The sequence below is a fragment of the Bacillus cereus genome (genome assembly GCF_002564555.1).
GTDB lineage: Bacteria > Bacillota > Bacilli > Bacillales > Bacillaceae_G > Bacillus_A > Bacillus_A cereus_K.
The window spans coordinates 1-15886 of sequence record NZ_NUVD01000012.1; the positions used below are offsets into that span (position 1 = coordinate 1).

A 15886-nucleotide genomic window follows, 5' to 3' on the forward strand; every position below is an offset into this window, starting at 1 on the left:
GGAAATGAAAACCAAGGTGGGAACAATAACCAAGGCGGAAACGAAAACCAAGGTGGGAACGAAAACCAAGGCGGAAACAATAAACCGAAAGTAATAGTTGATCCGAAAAATTTAGTTGATGGTCAATATGATATTACATTTAAAGTATTAAAAGATAAAACAGATGAGATTTCAAAGATGAATGACTATGTTGTAAATCCAGCGAAATTAATCGTAAAAGATGGTAAAAAATATATTGAGATGACGCTGAAAAATAGTGCGTGGATTACGAAGTTCCAAACGGAAAACAAGGGACTATTTGCTGATGCAAAAGTAATAAGCGAAGATAAAAATGCAAATACGCGAGTAGTACAGTTTGAAGTAGAAGATTTATTTGAAAAATTAAATGCAAAAGTAAAGGTAGACATCAATGAGATGAACTACCACCATTTCTACGATGTACAAATCCAATTTGATACAAATAATATTGGTGCAGTAGGAACTATTAAAGAGGATCCAAAGAATGATCCGAAAAATCCAGTGACTACACCGAAAGTAGATAATGTAAAAACAGTAGGTACTCCTGATTTTAACCGAAATGCAGATGGTAAAAAGAAAAACGAAGATACAAATAATGATGCGAAAAAAGAGAAAAACTCAAAAACAGCAGATACAGCACAACTAGGTTTATACATGGTGTTACTGCTAGGTTCACTTGCTTTACTAATTCGCAAATATAGAGCAGGTAGATTGTAATTTTTGGAGTCTTGATGCATGTCCGCATGCATCAAGACTTGTTTCATATTGTTTGGAAAGGAGTGGTGATTAAGAGTGAAGAAAATCGCAAGTGTACTAATGGCTATCATTCTGTTAGTGAGTATAGCTGGGTGCTCATCACCAAAAAAAGAAACAGCGAAGCAGGTAAAGAGTGAGAGTAAAGAGAGAATTGTTGCAACGACAGTTGCTGTTACTGAAATTATGGATGTGTTAGAAGTAGATTTAGTTGGTGTTCCAACAAGTTCTAAAACTTTACCAAAGCGATATAAAGGTTTACCTGAAGTTGGGAATCCGATGAGTCCGGATATGGAGAAGGTAAAATCATTAAAGCCATCAGAAGTATTATCTGTGACAACACTTGAATATGAACTAAAGCCAGTTTTTGATGGTGTGGGTATGAAAGCAAACTTTTTAGATTTAACAAGTTTAAAAAATATGAAAAATTCAATTAGTGATTTAGGTAAGAAATATGGACGCGAAAAGCAGGCTGAAGAAGTAGTAACTAAGTTAGATAAAAAGGTTACTAGTATTCAAAAAGAAGTAAAAGGAAAGAAAGAACCGACAGTGCTTATTTTATTAGGGGTGCCGGGAAGTTATTTAGTAGCAACAGAACATTCTTATATTGGTGATTTAGTGAAACAACTAGGTGGTAAAAATATTGTACAAGGTGAACAAGTAGAGTATTTAGCTTCTAATACAGAGTATTTAAAGAAAGCTGATCCAGACATTATTTTACGAGCAGCGCACGGTATGCCTGATGAAGTTGTAAAAATGTTCGATAAAGAATTTAAAACAAATGACATTTGGAAACACTTCGCGGCAGTGAAAAACAATCGTGTTTACGATTTAGAAGAGCGTTTATTTGGAACGACAGGTAATTTAGCGGCTATTGAAGCATTAGATGAATTGAAGAAAATGATGTATCCGTGATGCATTTGAATATAAAGGACGAGTGGAATGAATAAAAAATTTTGGAGTTTCTTCATTGTTACTGTATTACTCATTGTTATGACAGTGTTGTCAGCAACGAAAGGGAGTTTAGAAGTAGGTATTGTTGAGCTTGTGAAAGGAATATTTACAAGGACAAATGAAGATGTTGAAGTAATTAAAGATTTGCGTTTCCCGCGTATTATTATTGCACTGTTCACTGGAGCGGCTCTTGCGGTTTCGGGTGTGCTTTTTCAAGCTGTTATGAAAAATCCACTTGCTGATGCTGGGGTAATTGGGATATCTTCAGGAGCAAGTTTTATGACACTTGTTATTATTACGTTATTCCCGCAATTCTTTTTCTGGACACCAGTATTCGCCTTTTTAGGTGGTGCGCTTGCATGTTATCTCGTCTATTCGTTTTCCTGGAAGTCTGGTTTAAGTCCACTTCGTATTATTTTAATTGGTATTGCGATTAATGCGATGTTCACTGGATTAAATGAATCGTTCGTTACGATTTGTGGATATTTTATTAAAAGTATTAAACAAACTACGACGTCTAACATAACGATGAAGACGTGGGGGGATGTAGAAATAATTGTTACTTACGGGACGATTGGCCTTATACTCGCGTTGTTTGTCGGGGCGTGGTGTAACTTATTATCTCTACAAGATAAGACTGCGAAAAACTTAGGTTTGCATGTAACGAGAGTCCGTTTAATTATTTCTGCTATTGCGGTGCTGCTGGCAGCTGTATCAACAGCGATTGCGGGAGTTATTGCTTTTGTAGGGTTACTTGTTCCTCATATTTCAAGACAATTAGTCGGTTCAGATCATAAGGTGTTGATTCCATTTTCTGCGCTTGCAGGTGCGTTATTAATTTTGACGGCAGATACGGTCGGGAGGTTAATTGTGCCACCTAATGAAATTCCAGCAGCAACAATTATGGCGGTTATTGGTGGCCCATTCTTAATATTCTTGCTTAGAAAGAGTGATAAAGTTCATGGAAATTAAAAATGTAACCTTTTCATACGATAATGTAACAAATCGTTTAAAGTCTGTTAGTAGTGAAATAGAAATTGGGAAAATTACAACAATCATTGGTCCAAATGGTTGCGGGAAATCAACATTACTTGGTGTTATGTCTAGAAATCATGCTCCTAGCAGTGGAGAAGTAATACTTGATGGGAAAGCGATTAGTGAGTATAAACCGAAAGAGTTTGCTAGAAAGCTAGCAGTTGTCCATCAGCAAAATGAGGCGCCAGTAGATATTACAGTGGAAAAACTAATAAGCTTTGGTCGTATGCCATATAAAAATATTTTCTCTTCGCAAACAGATGAAGATAGAGAAGCGATTGAGCATGCACTAGCATGTACGAATTTACAAAGTAAGCGTGATAAGCCAATTCATGCTTTATCTGGCGGAGAGAGACAGCGAGTTTGGATTGCGATGACATTAGCTCAAAATACACCAATGCTTTTCTTAGATGAGCCGACAACATATTTAGATATTTATTATCAGCTAGAAATATTAGAGTTAGTGAAAGAGTTAAATGAAGTGCATCGACTAACGATTGTAATGGTATTACATGATATTAATCAAGCCATTCGTTACAGTGATCATATTATCGTTATGAAAGATGGAGAGATTGTTACGAAAGGTAATCCTAATGATGTAATAACAGAAGAAATGGTTAAAGCAATATATGGTGTAGATGTCGTTGTAAAGCAGGATAAAGATACAGGATTATACATGGTACCGATGGGAATCTAAAGGGTAAGCATAATCCGTTTTGAGGTGATAATTTGAATAGTAAGAAAGAACGGAAAAAGAATTCTTTTTTTCAACGAATACTTACAATTGTGTTTTTAGGAATCTTTTTCTATTCAATGTATGAATTGGGTGGAATTTTCATGGATTATTATGAAAATCGTAAAGTAATGGCTGAGGCGCAACATATTTATAAAAGAAGTCCAATGGAGGAAAAATCACAAGACGGAGAAGTACGCAAACAGTTTCAAGCTCTCCAGAAAATTAATCCAGAGATAGTTGGATGGATTACGATGGATGATACGCAAATTAATTATCCAATTGTTCAAGCGAAGGATAATGATTACTATTTGTATCGTAATTATAAAGGCGAGGACATGCGGGCGGGAAGTATCTTTATGGATCATCGCAATGATGTGAATTCTCGAAATCGAAATACTATTTTATATGGTCATCGTATGAAGGACGGTTCTATGTTTGGGAGTTTAAAAAAGATGCTGGATGAAGACTTCTTCATGTCCCATCGTAAATTATATTACGATACATTATTTGAAGGATACGACGTTGAGGTTTTTTCAGTATATACGACAACAACAGACTTCTATTACATTGAAACGGATTTTGAAAGCGATGCAGTATATACATCGTTCTTAAAGCAAATTCAAGAGAAATCACTCTACAAAACGGATACGAAATTGACAGCTAATGATGAAATTGTAACACTTTCTACATGTGACTATGCGCTTGATCCAGAGGCAGGAAGATTAGTAGTGCATGCGAAACTGGTAAAAAGACATTAAATAAAAAAGTATAGAATATGAGGAGTGGTAACGCCCCCTCATATTCTATACTTAAAAAAAGAAATATGTTTACTGTGCTGCAGCCATTGGCATACGTACAACTTTTACATCATAATAAGAAATTTTGTTATCAAGAATATATTCTGGCATCCCGCCTTGATGTGAGTGAGCATCTTTAAATGCAGCGCTCTTTGTCCAACCTTGGAAATCTTCTTTTGCATTCCAGCGAGTGCTAATTGTTACTTCATCATAATCAACTGTATTTTGTGTTAAAAGAACTTCTAGGCCTAAAAATCCTGGCATTGCTTCAACTTTACCTACTTTATTAAAACGCTCAATTAATTTATGCCCATTGCCCGTTGTAATCTTAGTTGTATTTGTAACAATAATCATGTTTATTCCTCCTATAAATGTAACTTTATTTTTCAAGAACTCATATACATTAAATGATAATGAAAATCACTCTCACTGTCAATGGTAATCTTAAGTTATGACAATGTTTTTTATGTAAGTACAGTATCTTCCTTTTTAATATGTTGACTATATATTTAACTTGGTTATATATTATATAAATAGAATTAAATGAAAATATGTAGATGCAAAGTATGGTTTATACTTTGCTTTCGCAATACTATGAACAAGGAGGGTATTATGGTTGAATCATTGTTACTTAGTATCGTTATTATTATTACGTTAGGTGTCGCTTCGCAGTGGACTGCTTGGCGTTTTCAGCTCCCTGCTATCGTGGTTATGGCAGTTGCTGGTTTATTAATTGGTCCCGTTTTTGGCATCATTAACCCAAAAGAGGTACTTGGTGATGTTTTTAGTCCGCTCGTATCACTTTCTGTTGCCATTATATTATTTGAAGGTAGTTTAAGTTTAGATATACGTGAACTGAGGGGGCTATCAAAACCGGTATTCCGTATTGTTACACTTGGAGCATTTATCGCATGGATAGCTGGTTCACTAGCTGCACATTACGTTGCCGGATTAGAGTGGGCGGTTGCATTTATTATTGGAGGGCTCTTTATTGTGACAGGCCCAACGGTAATTATTCCGTTATTACGCCAAGCACGATTAAAGCCAAGAACAGCTGCAATTTTAAAATGGGAAGGGATTATCGTTGATCCATTTGGAGCTTTGCTTGCTGTATTTGCCTTTCAAATTGTAAATTTCTTAACGAAAGAAAATGTACAATTACATACGTTACTCTATTTCTTTGCTGGTTCATTATTTGCAATGATACTTGGGTATGCGTTTAGTATTTTTATGAGCTATATGATTTTAAAAGGAAAAGTACCAGAATATTTAAAAGCACCGATTCTGCTTGTTACAGTATTATTATGCTTTGGTATTGCGGATGAAGTGATGCATGAAACCGGTATGCTAGCTGTAACAGTAATGGGGATTACGCTTGCGCGAATGAAGAAGTATATTTCATCCATCGGTGACATTCGTCATTTTAACGAAAATATTTCAGTGCTATTAACATCGACTGTTTTTATTATATTAACAGCATCGCTTCCAAGGACGACTATTATGGAGATTTTCAGCTGGCCTATTATAAGTTTTGTATGTATGATGCTATTTGTCGTTCGTCCTTTATCAATTTGGATATCGACAATTGGAACAGAATTAACGAAATCAGAAAGAGCGTTAGTTGGTTGGATTGCGCCGCGAGGTATTGTTGCATTAACTGTTTCTAGTTATTTCGCGACGGAGTTATTACAAGAAGGTTATAAAGATGCGTCTATATTAACGGCACTTACATTTGCGCTCGTTATTACGACGGTTTGTGCTCACGGGTTCTCAATCAGATTTTTAGCGAAAAAGTTAGGTTTGGCGAATACAGAGCCGCCGGGGATCTTGATTTCAGGTGCAAGTACATTCTCATCTGCCTTTGCGTCACACTGTAAAGAGATGGGGATTCCAAGCTTGATTGTAGATGTATCAGAAGAACATCTACACTGTGCGAAGGTGAAAGGGATTAAGACCTATAATGGCCAAATTCTCTCAGAGCAACTACAATTTGAAGTTGATATGAACCAATATGAATATTTAATTGCAGTAACCGATACGGATTCGTATAACGTCCTAGTTGCAAATACGTATGTTCCACAGTTTGGACATCATAATACATTTTTACTCCCAATTCATGATGTGGAGAAAATTGAACAAGAGCGTATCTCTCTTTCGAAAAAAGCACATTTACTGTTTGGTCAAAATGAAATTTATGAAGAATTAAATCGGAAAATTGAAGATGGTTATACATTTAAAACGATACATGTTACGGAAGAAGAAAAGATAGATAAGGAAGAAAGAGATTCGAAAGATATAGTTTTATTTATTCGTCATAGTGACGGGAGTCTTACTTTTTCAACATTGTATAAATATATAACAGTTATGCCAGGAGATGAGCTAGTTGTACTAGCAAAGCAATAATATGGTATAGTGAAACGAGGCTGTTTTTTAGCCTCTTTTTTATATGCTTCCTACTAATAGAAAGCATTCAAATGGAAAGGAAGACATTACATGCGATCTGAAGTAACTATAAAAATAAAACCGAAATTTATAAAAGAAATTAAAAGTGGATACCCGCTTATTTTAAAAGATGCAATTCAAAATTTAAATGATGTCCGAGAAGAAGGGACTATTATTAAAGTAGTAGATGAAAAGAACCAATTCATCGGAAAAGGCTATTATGGAAAGCAAAATAAAGGATACGGTTGGATTTTAACGAGAAAAGAGAAAGAGCAAATTAATCAGGATTTCTTTGAGAGTAAAATCAAATCTGCTTTACATAAACGAAAACATTTTTATAAGTCAAATGATACAACGGCATTCCGTGTCCTAAATGGTGAGGGAGACGGTCTTGGCGGTTTAATTATCGATTATTATGACGGTTTTTACGTGGTGAGCTGGTATAGTGAGGGAATTTATACTTTCAGAGATGAGATTGTAGCAGCTCTTCAAAAAGTAGCAAACTTTAAAGGTATTTATGAGAAAAAGCGTTTTGATACGAAAGGGAAATACATTGAAGGTGATGATTTCGTAGCAGGAGAGCGCGGTGAGTTCCCGCTTATCGTAAAAGAAAACGGTGTAAACTTTGCTGTATATTTAAATGACGGAGCGATGGTTGGTGTATTTTTAGATCAGCGTAACGTTCGAAAACAAATTCGTGATAAATATGCAAAGGGAAGAACGATGTTAAATATGTTCTCTTACACAGGTGCTTTCTCTGTATTTGCAGCGCTTGGCGGAGCGAGTAAAACAACGAGTGTTGACCTTGCAAATCGTAGTTTAAGTAAAACGATTGAGCAGTTTAGTGTAAATGAAATTGATTACGAAGCACAAGATATTATTGTAGAAGATGTATTTCTTTACTTTAAATATGCAGCTAAGAAAAAGATGAAATTTGATATGGTTGTACTAGATCCTCCGAGTTTTGCACGTTCGAAAAAATATACATTTAGTGCAGCGAAGGATTATAAAAACTTATTAAAAGAAACGATTGCGATTACAGAGAATAACGGTATTATTGTTGCTTCCACAAATTGTAGCGCATTCGATATGAAAAAGTTTAAAGGATTTATCGATACAGCATTTAAAGAAATGAACGGCAAATATAAAATATTAGAAGAACATTCTTTACCAGAAGATTTCCGTACAATTGATCAATTTAAAGAGGGAGATTATTTAAAAGTAGTCTTCATCGAGAAAATTAAAGGGTAATAAAGAAAAAGGAGCTCGAGTTTACTTGAGCTCCTTTTTCTTATTGAACGATATTTTGTACTCTACCAACTTGCCCATCTTGCAATCGCACTTTAATGCCATGCGGATGAGACGGTGAGTTTGTTAAAATATCTTTTACAATTCCACGTGTTAACTTACCAGTTCGTTGGTCTTGTTTTAATACAATATCAACTTCAAGACCTGGCGCGATGTTAGATCGTTTTTGCCCGTTCATTTATACACCAGTACGTCTACGTTGGTTGTTTGTTTTCTTCGTTTGTTGGTTTTGTAATTTTTTCGTTGCTTGACTTTGGTTTGTATTATTTGAACCATTTCCATTTCCTTGCTTTTTCTTTGCAAGTTGTTCGCGCATTAAATCAGCTAAGCTTACTTTTTTGTTTTCTGACATGATAAGTCTCCTTTATATAAAGTTAATTATGAACAATCGTAGTGAATTTCATCATATCATTGTTAAGGAAGGAAGGGAAGTTGGTTTGAAAATTCATATAATTCTTTCCAGCATTCATTCGTTGCGATACAATTGAAATGTTAATCTTTGTAAAAAGGGGATAGAAATATGTCACATCATATTTTATTAGTTGAAGATGATATCTCAATTCAAGAGATGGTTGAAACATATTTAGTAAAAGAAGGTTTTCAAGTTACAATCGCATCTGATGGAGAAGAAGGAGTTAACGCATTCTTAAAAGGTTCATTTGATTTGATTATCCTCGATATTATGATGCCAAAGTTAGATGGCTTAGAGGTTATGCGAATTATTCGAGAAAACAGTGCAGTTCCGATTTTAATGATGTCAGCAAAAGATACAGATGTTGATAAAGCTGTTGGGTTAGGACTTGGTGCAGATGATTACATTTGCAAGCCGTTTTCTATGATTGAATTGGCTGCGCGTGTAAAAGCAGGTATTCGGAGATCTACGAAATATTCGGCTACAGAAACAATAGAAAAGATGATTCAAATCGGTGATTTAACAATTGATCCAATCAATTTTACTGTAGAAAAAAATAGGAAGCCTCTTAAACTTACTTTAAAAGAATTTGAGATTTTAAAACTGTTCGTAAAGAATCAAAACCGTGTATTTACAAAAGCACAAATATATACGTTAGTTTGGAATGAAGAGTATTACGGTGACGATAACGTTATTAATGTTCATATGAGAAGATTGCGTGAGAAAATTGAAAGTGATCCATCTAATCCAGAATATATTAAAACATTATGGGGCATCGGCTATAAGTTGGAAGTGATGTAATATGGTCAAGCTGTTAATGGGCATTATTTTTATATTGTTATGTGTGGTTTACATACAGTATAAAATGAGGAAAACTAGTAACAAAAATTTACGATACACATATGAAAAATTAGAAGACATTGTACATGAAAAAACAGGTGAGAAGTTACTCGTTATGACAGATGATCTAGAGTTGCAAAAGTTATTAGTGGCAATTAATCATTTATTAGATGCAAAACAGAAAACGAATGCAGATCATGCGAAAGTAGAAATTTCGATGAGAAAAATGCTCTCAAATATTTCGCATGACTTAAAAACACCACTAACAGTTATTCTTGGATATACAGAAATGTTAAATAAAGATAAAACGATAAAAGAGGAAGAACAGCAAATATTACTTGAAAAAGTGCATGTGAAAACATTAGAAGTGATGGAGCTCATTCATAAGTTTTTTGATTTGGCAAAATTAGAATCCGGTGACAAGGCAATCGAGATAACAAAAGTAAATATGAATGAAGTTTGTCGCGAAAAAATTTTATCTTTTTATGATTTAGTGACGACGAAAGGTTTTCATGTTCATATTGATATACCAGAAAGAAATATATATGCACTTGGAAATACAGAAGTATTAGGCAGAGTGTTAAATAATTTAATATCAAATGCGATTACATATGGAGACGATGGAAAGACACTCGGTATGACTGTAAGAGATGATGAAACAAGAGTGTATATAGATGTATGGGATAAAGGAAAAGGAATTGATGAATCTCATATTGATAAAGTGTTTGAGCGTATGTACACACTGGAAGATTCGAGAAATAAATTGTACCAAGGAAGCGGTCTAGGTTTAACGATTACGAAAAGACTTGTGGAAGCGATGGATGGAGAAATTCATCTTTCTAGTAAGCCGTATGAAAAAACGACTTTTACAGTTGTATTAACAAAAATGCAGTTTTAGCTTGTAGAGAAGTAGATTCTACAAGCTTTTTTTTAGCGTAAGGAATTTGTAAGAAACGGGTAAGAAAAAAGAGATTTCCGTTGTCTATTATAGAAATATAAAGTAGTGCGAAAGGAGAAAGTGATATGACATATATATTAAAAACGAATCAGCTAACGAAAGTGTTCGAAGGAAAAGAAGTTATCTCTAGTGTTAATATGCATGTGAACAGAGGAGAGATTTACGGTTTTTTAGGACCGAACGGTGCGGGTAAAACAACGATTATGAAAATGATTACGAATTTAATTAAACCGACGAGCGGAGATATTGAAATTTTCGGTGAGAAGTTAACAGACACTTCTTATGAAGTATTAAAAAGAATGGGGACAATTATTGAATATCCGGTTTTTTATGAGAAACTAACGGCGAAGGAAAACTTAGAATTACATTGTGAATATATGGGCTATTACGATAAAAATGCAATTGATTATGCTTTAAATTTAGTGAAACTGCACGGCATAGATAATAAAAAAGTAAAAGATTTCTCATTAGGGATGAAACAACGGCTCGGTATTGCAAGGGCAATCATGACAAAACCAGAGCTACTCATTTTAGATGAACCGATTAACGGTTTAGATCCAATTGGTATTAAAGAATTGCGAGACTTATTTAAAATGCTCTGCAAAGAATATGGCATTACTTTATTAGTTTCTAGTCATATTTTAGGCGAGATGGAACAAATGGCAGATACAATTGGTGTTATTCAAAATGGGAAACTAATAAAAGAAGTTTCGATGAAGAGTATTAATGGAAAACAAACAGAGTACATTGAAATCACTGTTCCTGATGTGAAACGTGCAGCTTATATTTTAGAAGATAAACTCGGTATAAAAAATTACAAAATAATGAGTGGAAACATGATTCGTGTGTATGATACGGCAGCGTCTCAGCAAGCTATTTCAAAAGCACTTATTATGAACGATGTAGAAATTGAAAGTATTAATAAGAAACATAGTTCCTTGGAAGAGTATTTCTTAAATGTGATGGATGGGGAAGGTATTCATGCTTAATGGAGGTGGTTTATATGTTTAAACTAATGAAGCTCGAATGGAAGAAACATCAATTATCTAGTTACTTTAAAGGTGTAGCAATTTGTATTATAGCAATTTTTGCTGCGGTAAGTCTTATGGGGTTGGGAGCGAAAGGTGAAGGAGATGCGGCGCTCACTGATTTTACAAAATATATGATCTTAGCAAACATCTTTATTAGGATGACATTTCTTATTTTTAGTTCGGTCATTTTATCACGTTTAGTAATTGATGAGTATAAGAACAAAACAATGCAACTATTGTTTATGTATCCATTGCAAAGGAAAATGTTAATGAGGGCGAAATTAACAATCGTTTTTAGTTTTTGTTTTGTGAGCATGATTATTGCTACTTTCACTATTAGTTTGCTCATATTTTTTATGAATCCAATGATGGGAGTAATTGAAACGCCTGTTACGATGGGTGAAATAATAGCTACCGTTCCGGCTATTTTTATAAATGCATTTATGATATCTGGTATAAGTTTAATTCCTTTATTTTTTGGGATGAGAAAGAAATCGGCACCGACAACGATTACTTCTGCAGTAATAATTGGGATGATAATGAACAGTAACATTGGAAACAATCAAGTAAGTTTTTATAATTTTATAGCTATCCCAATAGTGCTCTGTTTATTAGGGATTTTTATTAGTTATCTTTCATATCGTAAAATCGACAAGGTCGATGTGGTGTAAAGTAAGTTTAAAACAACAACGAACTGGGGTATGAATGTTGAAAAAAATAATAGTAATTGCAATTTTATTTCTGACAATTGCTAGTGTGGTTTTTGGTTTTAAGACATTTCAGGGGAAAGATTTTAAGAAAGAAAAGTCTTTTGAGATAAATAATATAAAAGAAATAGAAGTGGATAGTGAGAACTGGGATATTGAATTTAAAAGTACAGATGGTAACAAAATAGTAATTTCTGCTCAAGGTCAACGAGTAGATAACGATTTAGAACCTATCAAAATAGAAAATGACGGAAAGAAAATTGTGATTAAACAAAAACAAAAGGCGACCAGATTTTTTAATGGTTTTACGTTTAGGAAGAAAAATAGTATATCTATAGCTATTCCGAAGAAAGAAATAGATAAAATTGTATTAAATAATAAATCGGGGGATGTGAAAATAAGCAATATAGTAGTAAAAAGTATCGTTACAAAAAGCAAGTCTGGAGATGAAATGATTGCAGGACTATCGGCAGAGAAAGGTGAATTTATCTCGCAAAATGGAGAGGTAGCTGTAAAAGATAGTTCAGTACAAGAGTTAAATATAAAGTCTACGACTGGTGATAACTATATAACAAATGTAAACAACGTAAATATGAACATCACTTCAACATCCGGTGAAGTATTACTGAAAGATATGACAGAAGGAAAATCATTATTTGTAGAAACAAAATCAGGAGATATTGGCGTAAGGTATAAAGGTGTTCCAGCTTCATTGAAACTTACAGCTAAAAGTAATTCGAATGACATAATGGTGAATGTAAACGGATTGAAGAAAGACAAGAATACTGAAAAGATAATAGAAGGAATCATCGGTGATGCAACAAATGAAGTGAAGATTTTAAGTAAAACAGGAGCAATCTATATTGATTAAGTCTTAACCGGGAGGAGGACCATCATGCTACGTCTTATGAAGCTAGAACTGAAGAAATTTAAACTTGGCTGGTACGTGAAGAGAGCAGTAATTGCAAATCTTGTTATACTGGCATTATTGATTTTTGTTAGCATCGTTTCTCAAATAGAGGGAGATCCAGAAATAAGAGATCCGCAGGCGATTTTGTTAATGGCTAGTTCAATAGTAAGAGCAACATTTATTATTTTTGGTGCTGTACTAATAGCTAAGTTAATAATTGATGAATATAAAAACAAAACAATATTACTCATGTTTTCTTATCCAATTAATCGAAAGAAAATAATGATTAGTAAGTTGGCTATTACAGCAATATTAACATTCATAACAGTTATTTTATCTAATATTTTTGTAGTAGGAATTTTCTATGGGGTAGATAGTTATTTTTCGATTCTTCCTAATCCATTTACAGTAGATCAATTGATGCAAGAAGGGATAAATCTCGTTCCTTTAGCCATTGCCACTGCTGGAATAAGCTTAATTCCTCTATACTTCGGAATGCGTAAACGTTCAGTGCCAACTACTATTGTTTCGTCTATTATCGTTGTACTAATTGCAATTAATAACCCACCAATATTTCCTATAGCGACCTTTCTTCCCCTTCAATTAGCATTTGCAGCGATTGGAGTTGCGATTGCATATTACGGAATTAAAAATATAGAGAGGGAAGATGTAACAGCGTGACAAGAATAAGAAAAAATAGTTTCACATGAAACAAGTTACAGAAAACGACAAGGTATGTAAACGCCTTGTCGTTTTCTGTCTTTACATTTTGGGAGCTTCCATTCCAGCCGCAGCCCATTCTTCTTTTGCAGGGCCATAAACGCCAGGAACTGTTAAGCCAGCTTGTCGCATTAAAACTGTCATTTGTCCGCGGTGGTGATTTTGATGATTAATAAGCGTCATTAAAAATATAGAATTCGGCATAGGACGGCCAAAGAAGCCTCTTTTTAACTAACCTTCTTCCCGCTCTTCCTCATTAACCATAAGAAATAAGGCGCACCAAGTACAGCAACGACAAGACCAGAAGGAATTTCTTTCGGATATGCAATTGTTCGTCCTAGTAAGTCAGCAACAGAAAGAAGAATTGCTCCAAATAGAGCGGAACAAACGAATAATCTTTGATGATTCATTCCAACAACGATTCGTGCTAAGTGAGGTGCAACAAGACCTAAAAAGGCAATTGTACCGACAGCTGCAATATTTACAGATGCAAGTAGTGTTGCTAAAACAATTAGAGCAAGGCGCGTTTTATGTACCGGCTGCCCGAGTCCAGTTGCTAAATCGTCTCCAAGTACAAGAACGTCAAGTTGTTTCATTAAGAAAAAAATAATGAGTACAAGAATAAGAGATGGATATAGAATGATATTTTCTAAGTGATTCCATCCTCTTGCATATGTACTGCCTGATAACCATGTTAATGCAGCAGCAACATTCAAATTCGCTTTAACGATAAAGATTTGAATAATCGCTGAGCCGAGAGCTGAAATACCAATCCCTATTAAAGCAAGAGCTGTTGGACTAAATCCTGATTTCCATGAGAAGAAGAGAACAACTCCAACTGCAAGTAATCCACCGATAAATGCACCAATTGGTAGGAAGAAACCGGGAAGTGCAGGAAAGACATACATAATAGTTAAGGCACCAACACCAGCTCCTGACGAAATACCAATAATAGAAGGATCGGCAAGTGGATTTCGTAATATGCCTTGGAAAACAAGTCCACTTATTGCAAGGCATGCACCAGCGATAGCGGCAACGAGCATTCTTGGTAAACGAAGATTCATCATCATATTTTTATCAAATTGTGTTAATTGTCCCGTTATGGCATTTGTAATGCTTTCGATGTAAGAGTTGCTACCGATTACAACGCCAAGAGAAATCGTCACAATACAAAGTACGATAGATATAATGATTACCTTTTTATAAGAATGATAGCGGGAACTAGCCCCAGCTGCATTCGCACCGTTATCGTTCATATACTGTTTCGACTTCATCATTCGATACACTAAATAAATAAGCCAAGGTGATCCAATCATTGCCGTAACTGCCCCAACAGGAAGTTCTGCACCAGTTGGATCTATCAGTCTACCAACGACATCTGCTCCAAGTAATAAAATGGCTCCCCATAAGAAGGAGGAAAGGAGAAGTGTAAAATGTTGACGATAGCCAATAAGACGCATTAAATGAGGTGCAACTAAGCCAACAAAACCAATTGGTCCAACAACAGTAACAATTACTGCTGTTAAAAAGATTGCAGCAATGAAGGCGATAAGACGTGTTACTGCGGTTTTTTCACCAAGAGAAACAGCAACATCATCACCTAGTAGGAGAATGTTGAGCTTACGAGACATGAATAATAAAACTAGGAAAGAAATAATAATAAATGGAAAAGCGAATTGAACGCCATCCCAGTTATTTTGAATAAGAGATCCAGCTCCCCATAAAAATAAACCAGCTGTTTCATTTTCATAGAAAAGCTGCATCGTTCCGGTAAAGGCAGAAAGCATTAATGTAACGACCATACCAGCTAGTGCCATTCTAAGTGGGGTTCCCTTTTTTCCACCAGAAATACGGTATACAAATAAAGCAGTAATAGCTCCACCGATAAATGTGAAAAGAAGTGAGTTAATTTGCAAACCTTTCGGTAAGAAAATTGTAGCCGCTACGAGAAAGAAATATGCACCTGAATGAATTCCCATTGTGCTTGATTCAGCAAGTGGATTTTTTGTTAATGTTTGCAAAATGACCCCAGATGCAGCAAGAGCACCTCCAGCTAAAATGGCAATTACAGCTCTAGGTAATCGAAGCATGATTAAAGTTTGATGCTCTAGTGATTGATTCGGTGAGATAAGAGCATCGATAATCATACTGTAGGAAATGTTTGCTTGTCCTTGCCCGATATGAATAAAGAAAAGGAGGAGCAAGAGAGCTGCTCCTCCTCCGAATACAAGACTTGCTCGAAGTGTATGTCGTAAGCTATTCATC

General features: G+C 34.9%; 17 protein-coding genes and 1 pseudogene. 13 read left to right on the forward strand and 5 right to left on the reverse strand.

Going from position 1 to position 15886, the window contains the following annotated elements:
* The 5 genes from COI75_RS05400 to srtB form a co-directional block, all read left to right on the forward strand.
* Window positions 1-735 (forward strand): NEAT domain-containing protein (locus tag COI75_RS05400; RefSeq protein ID WP_098448253.1); only part of this gene is annotated, 735 nt, incomplete at its 5' end.
* 75 nt (window positions 736-810) lie between these two features.
* Complete coding sequence (isdE, locus tag COI75_RS05405) at window positions 811-1686, forward strand: heme ABC transporter substrate-binding protein IsdE (protein ID WP_000717364.1); 876 nt, start codon at window positions 811-813, stop codon at window positions 1684-1686.
* A 27-nt stretch (window positions 1687-1713) separates the two neighbouring features.
* Window positions 1714-2697: a FecCD family ABC transporter permease gene (locus COI75_RS05410; protein ID WP_001034603.1), complete on the forward strand. Its 984-nt coding sequence runs from the start codon at window positions 1714-1716 to the stop codon at window positions 2695-2697.
* Entirely contained in the window at window positions 2687-3457 is a 771-nt protein-coding gene (locus COI75_RS05415; protein ID WP_000403756.1) for an ABC transporter ATP-binding protein, read from the forward strand. The genes COI75_RS05410 and COI75_RS05415 overlap by 11 nt, the downstream gene beginning before the upstream one ends.
* Window positions 3458-3489: 32 nt before the next feature.
* Complete coding sequence (gene srtB, locus COI75_RS05420; RefSeq protein ID WP_001086116.1) at window positions 3490-4254, forward strand: class B sortase; 765 nt, start codon at window positions 3490-3492, stop codon at window positions 4252-4254.
* A gap of 69 nt (window positions 4255-4323) precedes the next feature.
* Here the strand turns inward: srtB and isdG are convergent, their stop codons facing one another.
* Entirely contained in the window at window positions 4324-4647 is a 324-nt protein-coding gene (isdG, locus tag COI75_RS05425; protein ID WP_000587828.1) for a heme oxygenase, read from the reverse strand.
* A gap of 258 nt (window positions 4648-4905) precedes the next feature.
* Between isdG and COI75_RS05430 the strand changes: the two genes are divergently transcribed.
* Window positions 4906-6696, forward strand: a complete 1791-nt coding sequence (locus tag COI75_RS05430; RefSeq protein ID WP_000230348.1) for a cation:proton antiporter — start codon at window positions 4906-4908, stop codon at window positions 6694-6696.
* A 90-nt stretch (window positions 6697-6786) separates the two neighbouring features.
* Complete coding sequence (locus COI75_RS05435) at window positions 6787-7986, forward strand: class I SAM-dependent rRNA methyltransferase (protein ID WP_001255947.1); 1200 nt, start codon at window positions 6787-6789, stop codon at window positions 7984-7986.
* Window positions 7987-8026: 40 nt separating this feature from the next.
* On the opposite strand, the gene COI75_RS05440 is transcribed toward COI75_RS05435, so the two are convergent.
* Together COI75_RS05440 and COI75_RS26800 are read right to left on the reverse strand one after the other, a co-directional pair.
* Window positions 8027-8221: a YwbE family protein gene (locus COI75_RS05440; RefSeq protein WP_001014310.1), complete on the reverse strand. Its 195-nt coding sequence runs from the start codon at window positions 8219-8221 to the stop codon at window positions 8027-8029.
* The gene (locus COI75_RS26800; protein ID WP_001293584.1) at window positions 8222-8395 is read right to left on the reverse strand and encodes a hypothetical protein; all 174 of its coding nucleotides are present in this window, start codon (window positions 8393-8395) and stop codon (window positions 8222-8224) included.
* A gap of 168 nt (window positions 8396-8563) precedes the next feature.
* Between COI75_RS26800 and COI75_RS05450 the strand changes: the two genes are divergently transcribed.
* The 6 genes from COI75_RS05450 (at window position 8564) to COI75_RS05475 (ending at window position 13582) form a co-directional block, all read left to right on the forward strand.
* The gene (locus tag COI75_RS05450; RefSeq protein WP_000018050.1) at window positions 8564-9256 is read left to right on the forward strand and encodes a response regulator transcription factor; all 693 of its coding nucleotides are present in this window, start codon (window positions 8564-8566) and stop codon (window positions 9254-9256) included.
* 1 nt (window position 9257) lies between these two features.
* Window positions 9258-10193 carry a HAMP domain-containing histidine kinase gene (locus COI75_RS05455; protein ID WP_000239859.1) on the forward strand — a complete coding sequence of 312 codons (936 nt, stop codon included), beginning with the start codon at window positions 9258-9260 and terminating at the stop codon, window positions 10191-10193.
* Window positions 10194-10318: 125 nt separating this feature from the next.
* Complete coding sequence (locus COI75_RS05460) at window positions 10319-11242, forward strand: ABC transporter ATP-binding protein (protein WP_000221059.1); 924 nt, start codon at window positions 10319-10321, stop codon at window positions 11240-11242.
* Window positions 11243-11256: 14 nt separating this feature from the next.
* Window positions 11257-11955 carry an ABC transporter permease gene (locus COI75_RS05465; protein ID WP_000475545.1) on the forward strand — a complete coding sequence of 233 codons (699 nt, stop codon included), beginning with the start codon at window positions 11257-11259 and terminating at the stop codon, window positions 11953-11955.
* Window positions 11956-11989: 34 nt separating this feature from the next.
* On the forward strand, window positions 11990-12862 hold the full coding sequence (locus tag COI75_RS05470) for a DUF4097 family beta strand repeat-containing protein (protein WP_000913811.1): 873 nt from the start codon (window positions 11990-11992) through the stop codon (window positions 12860-12862).
* Between the two features lie 24 nt (window positions 12863-12886).
* Window positions 12887-13582: an ABC transporter permease gene (locus COI75_RS05475; RefSeq protein WP_000945194.1), complete on the forward strand. Its 696-nt coding sequence runs from the start codon at window positions 12887-12889 to the stop codon at window positions 13580-13582.
* Between the two features lie 81 nt (window positions 13583-13663).
* Here the strand turns inward: COI75_RS05475 and COI75_RS05480 are convergent.
* Window positions 13664-13840: pseudogene (locus COI75_RS05480) on the reverse strand (DinB family protein); the annotation flags it as partial.
* Between the two features lie 8 nt (window positions 13841-13848).
* The gene (fhuB, locus tag COI75_RS05485) at window positions 13849-15885 is read right to left on the reverse strand and encodes a Fe(3+)-hydroxamate ABC transporter permease FhuB (protein WP_001087209.1); all 2037 of its coding nucleotides are present in this window, start codon (window positions 15883-15885) and stop codon (window positions 13849-13851) included.
* Window position 15886: the final 1 nt, after the last annotated feature.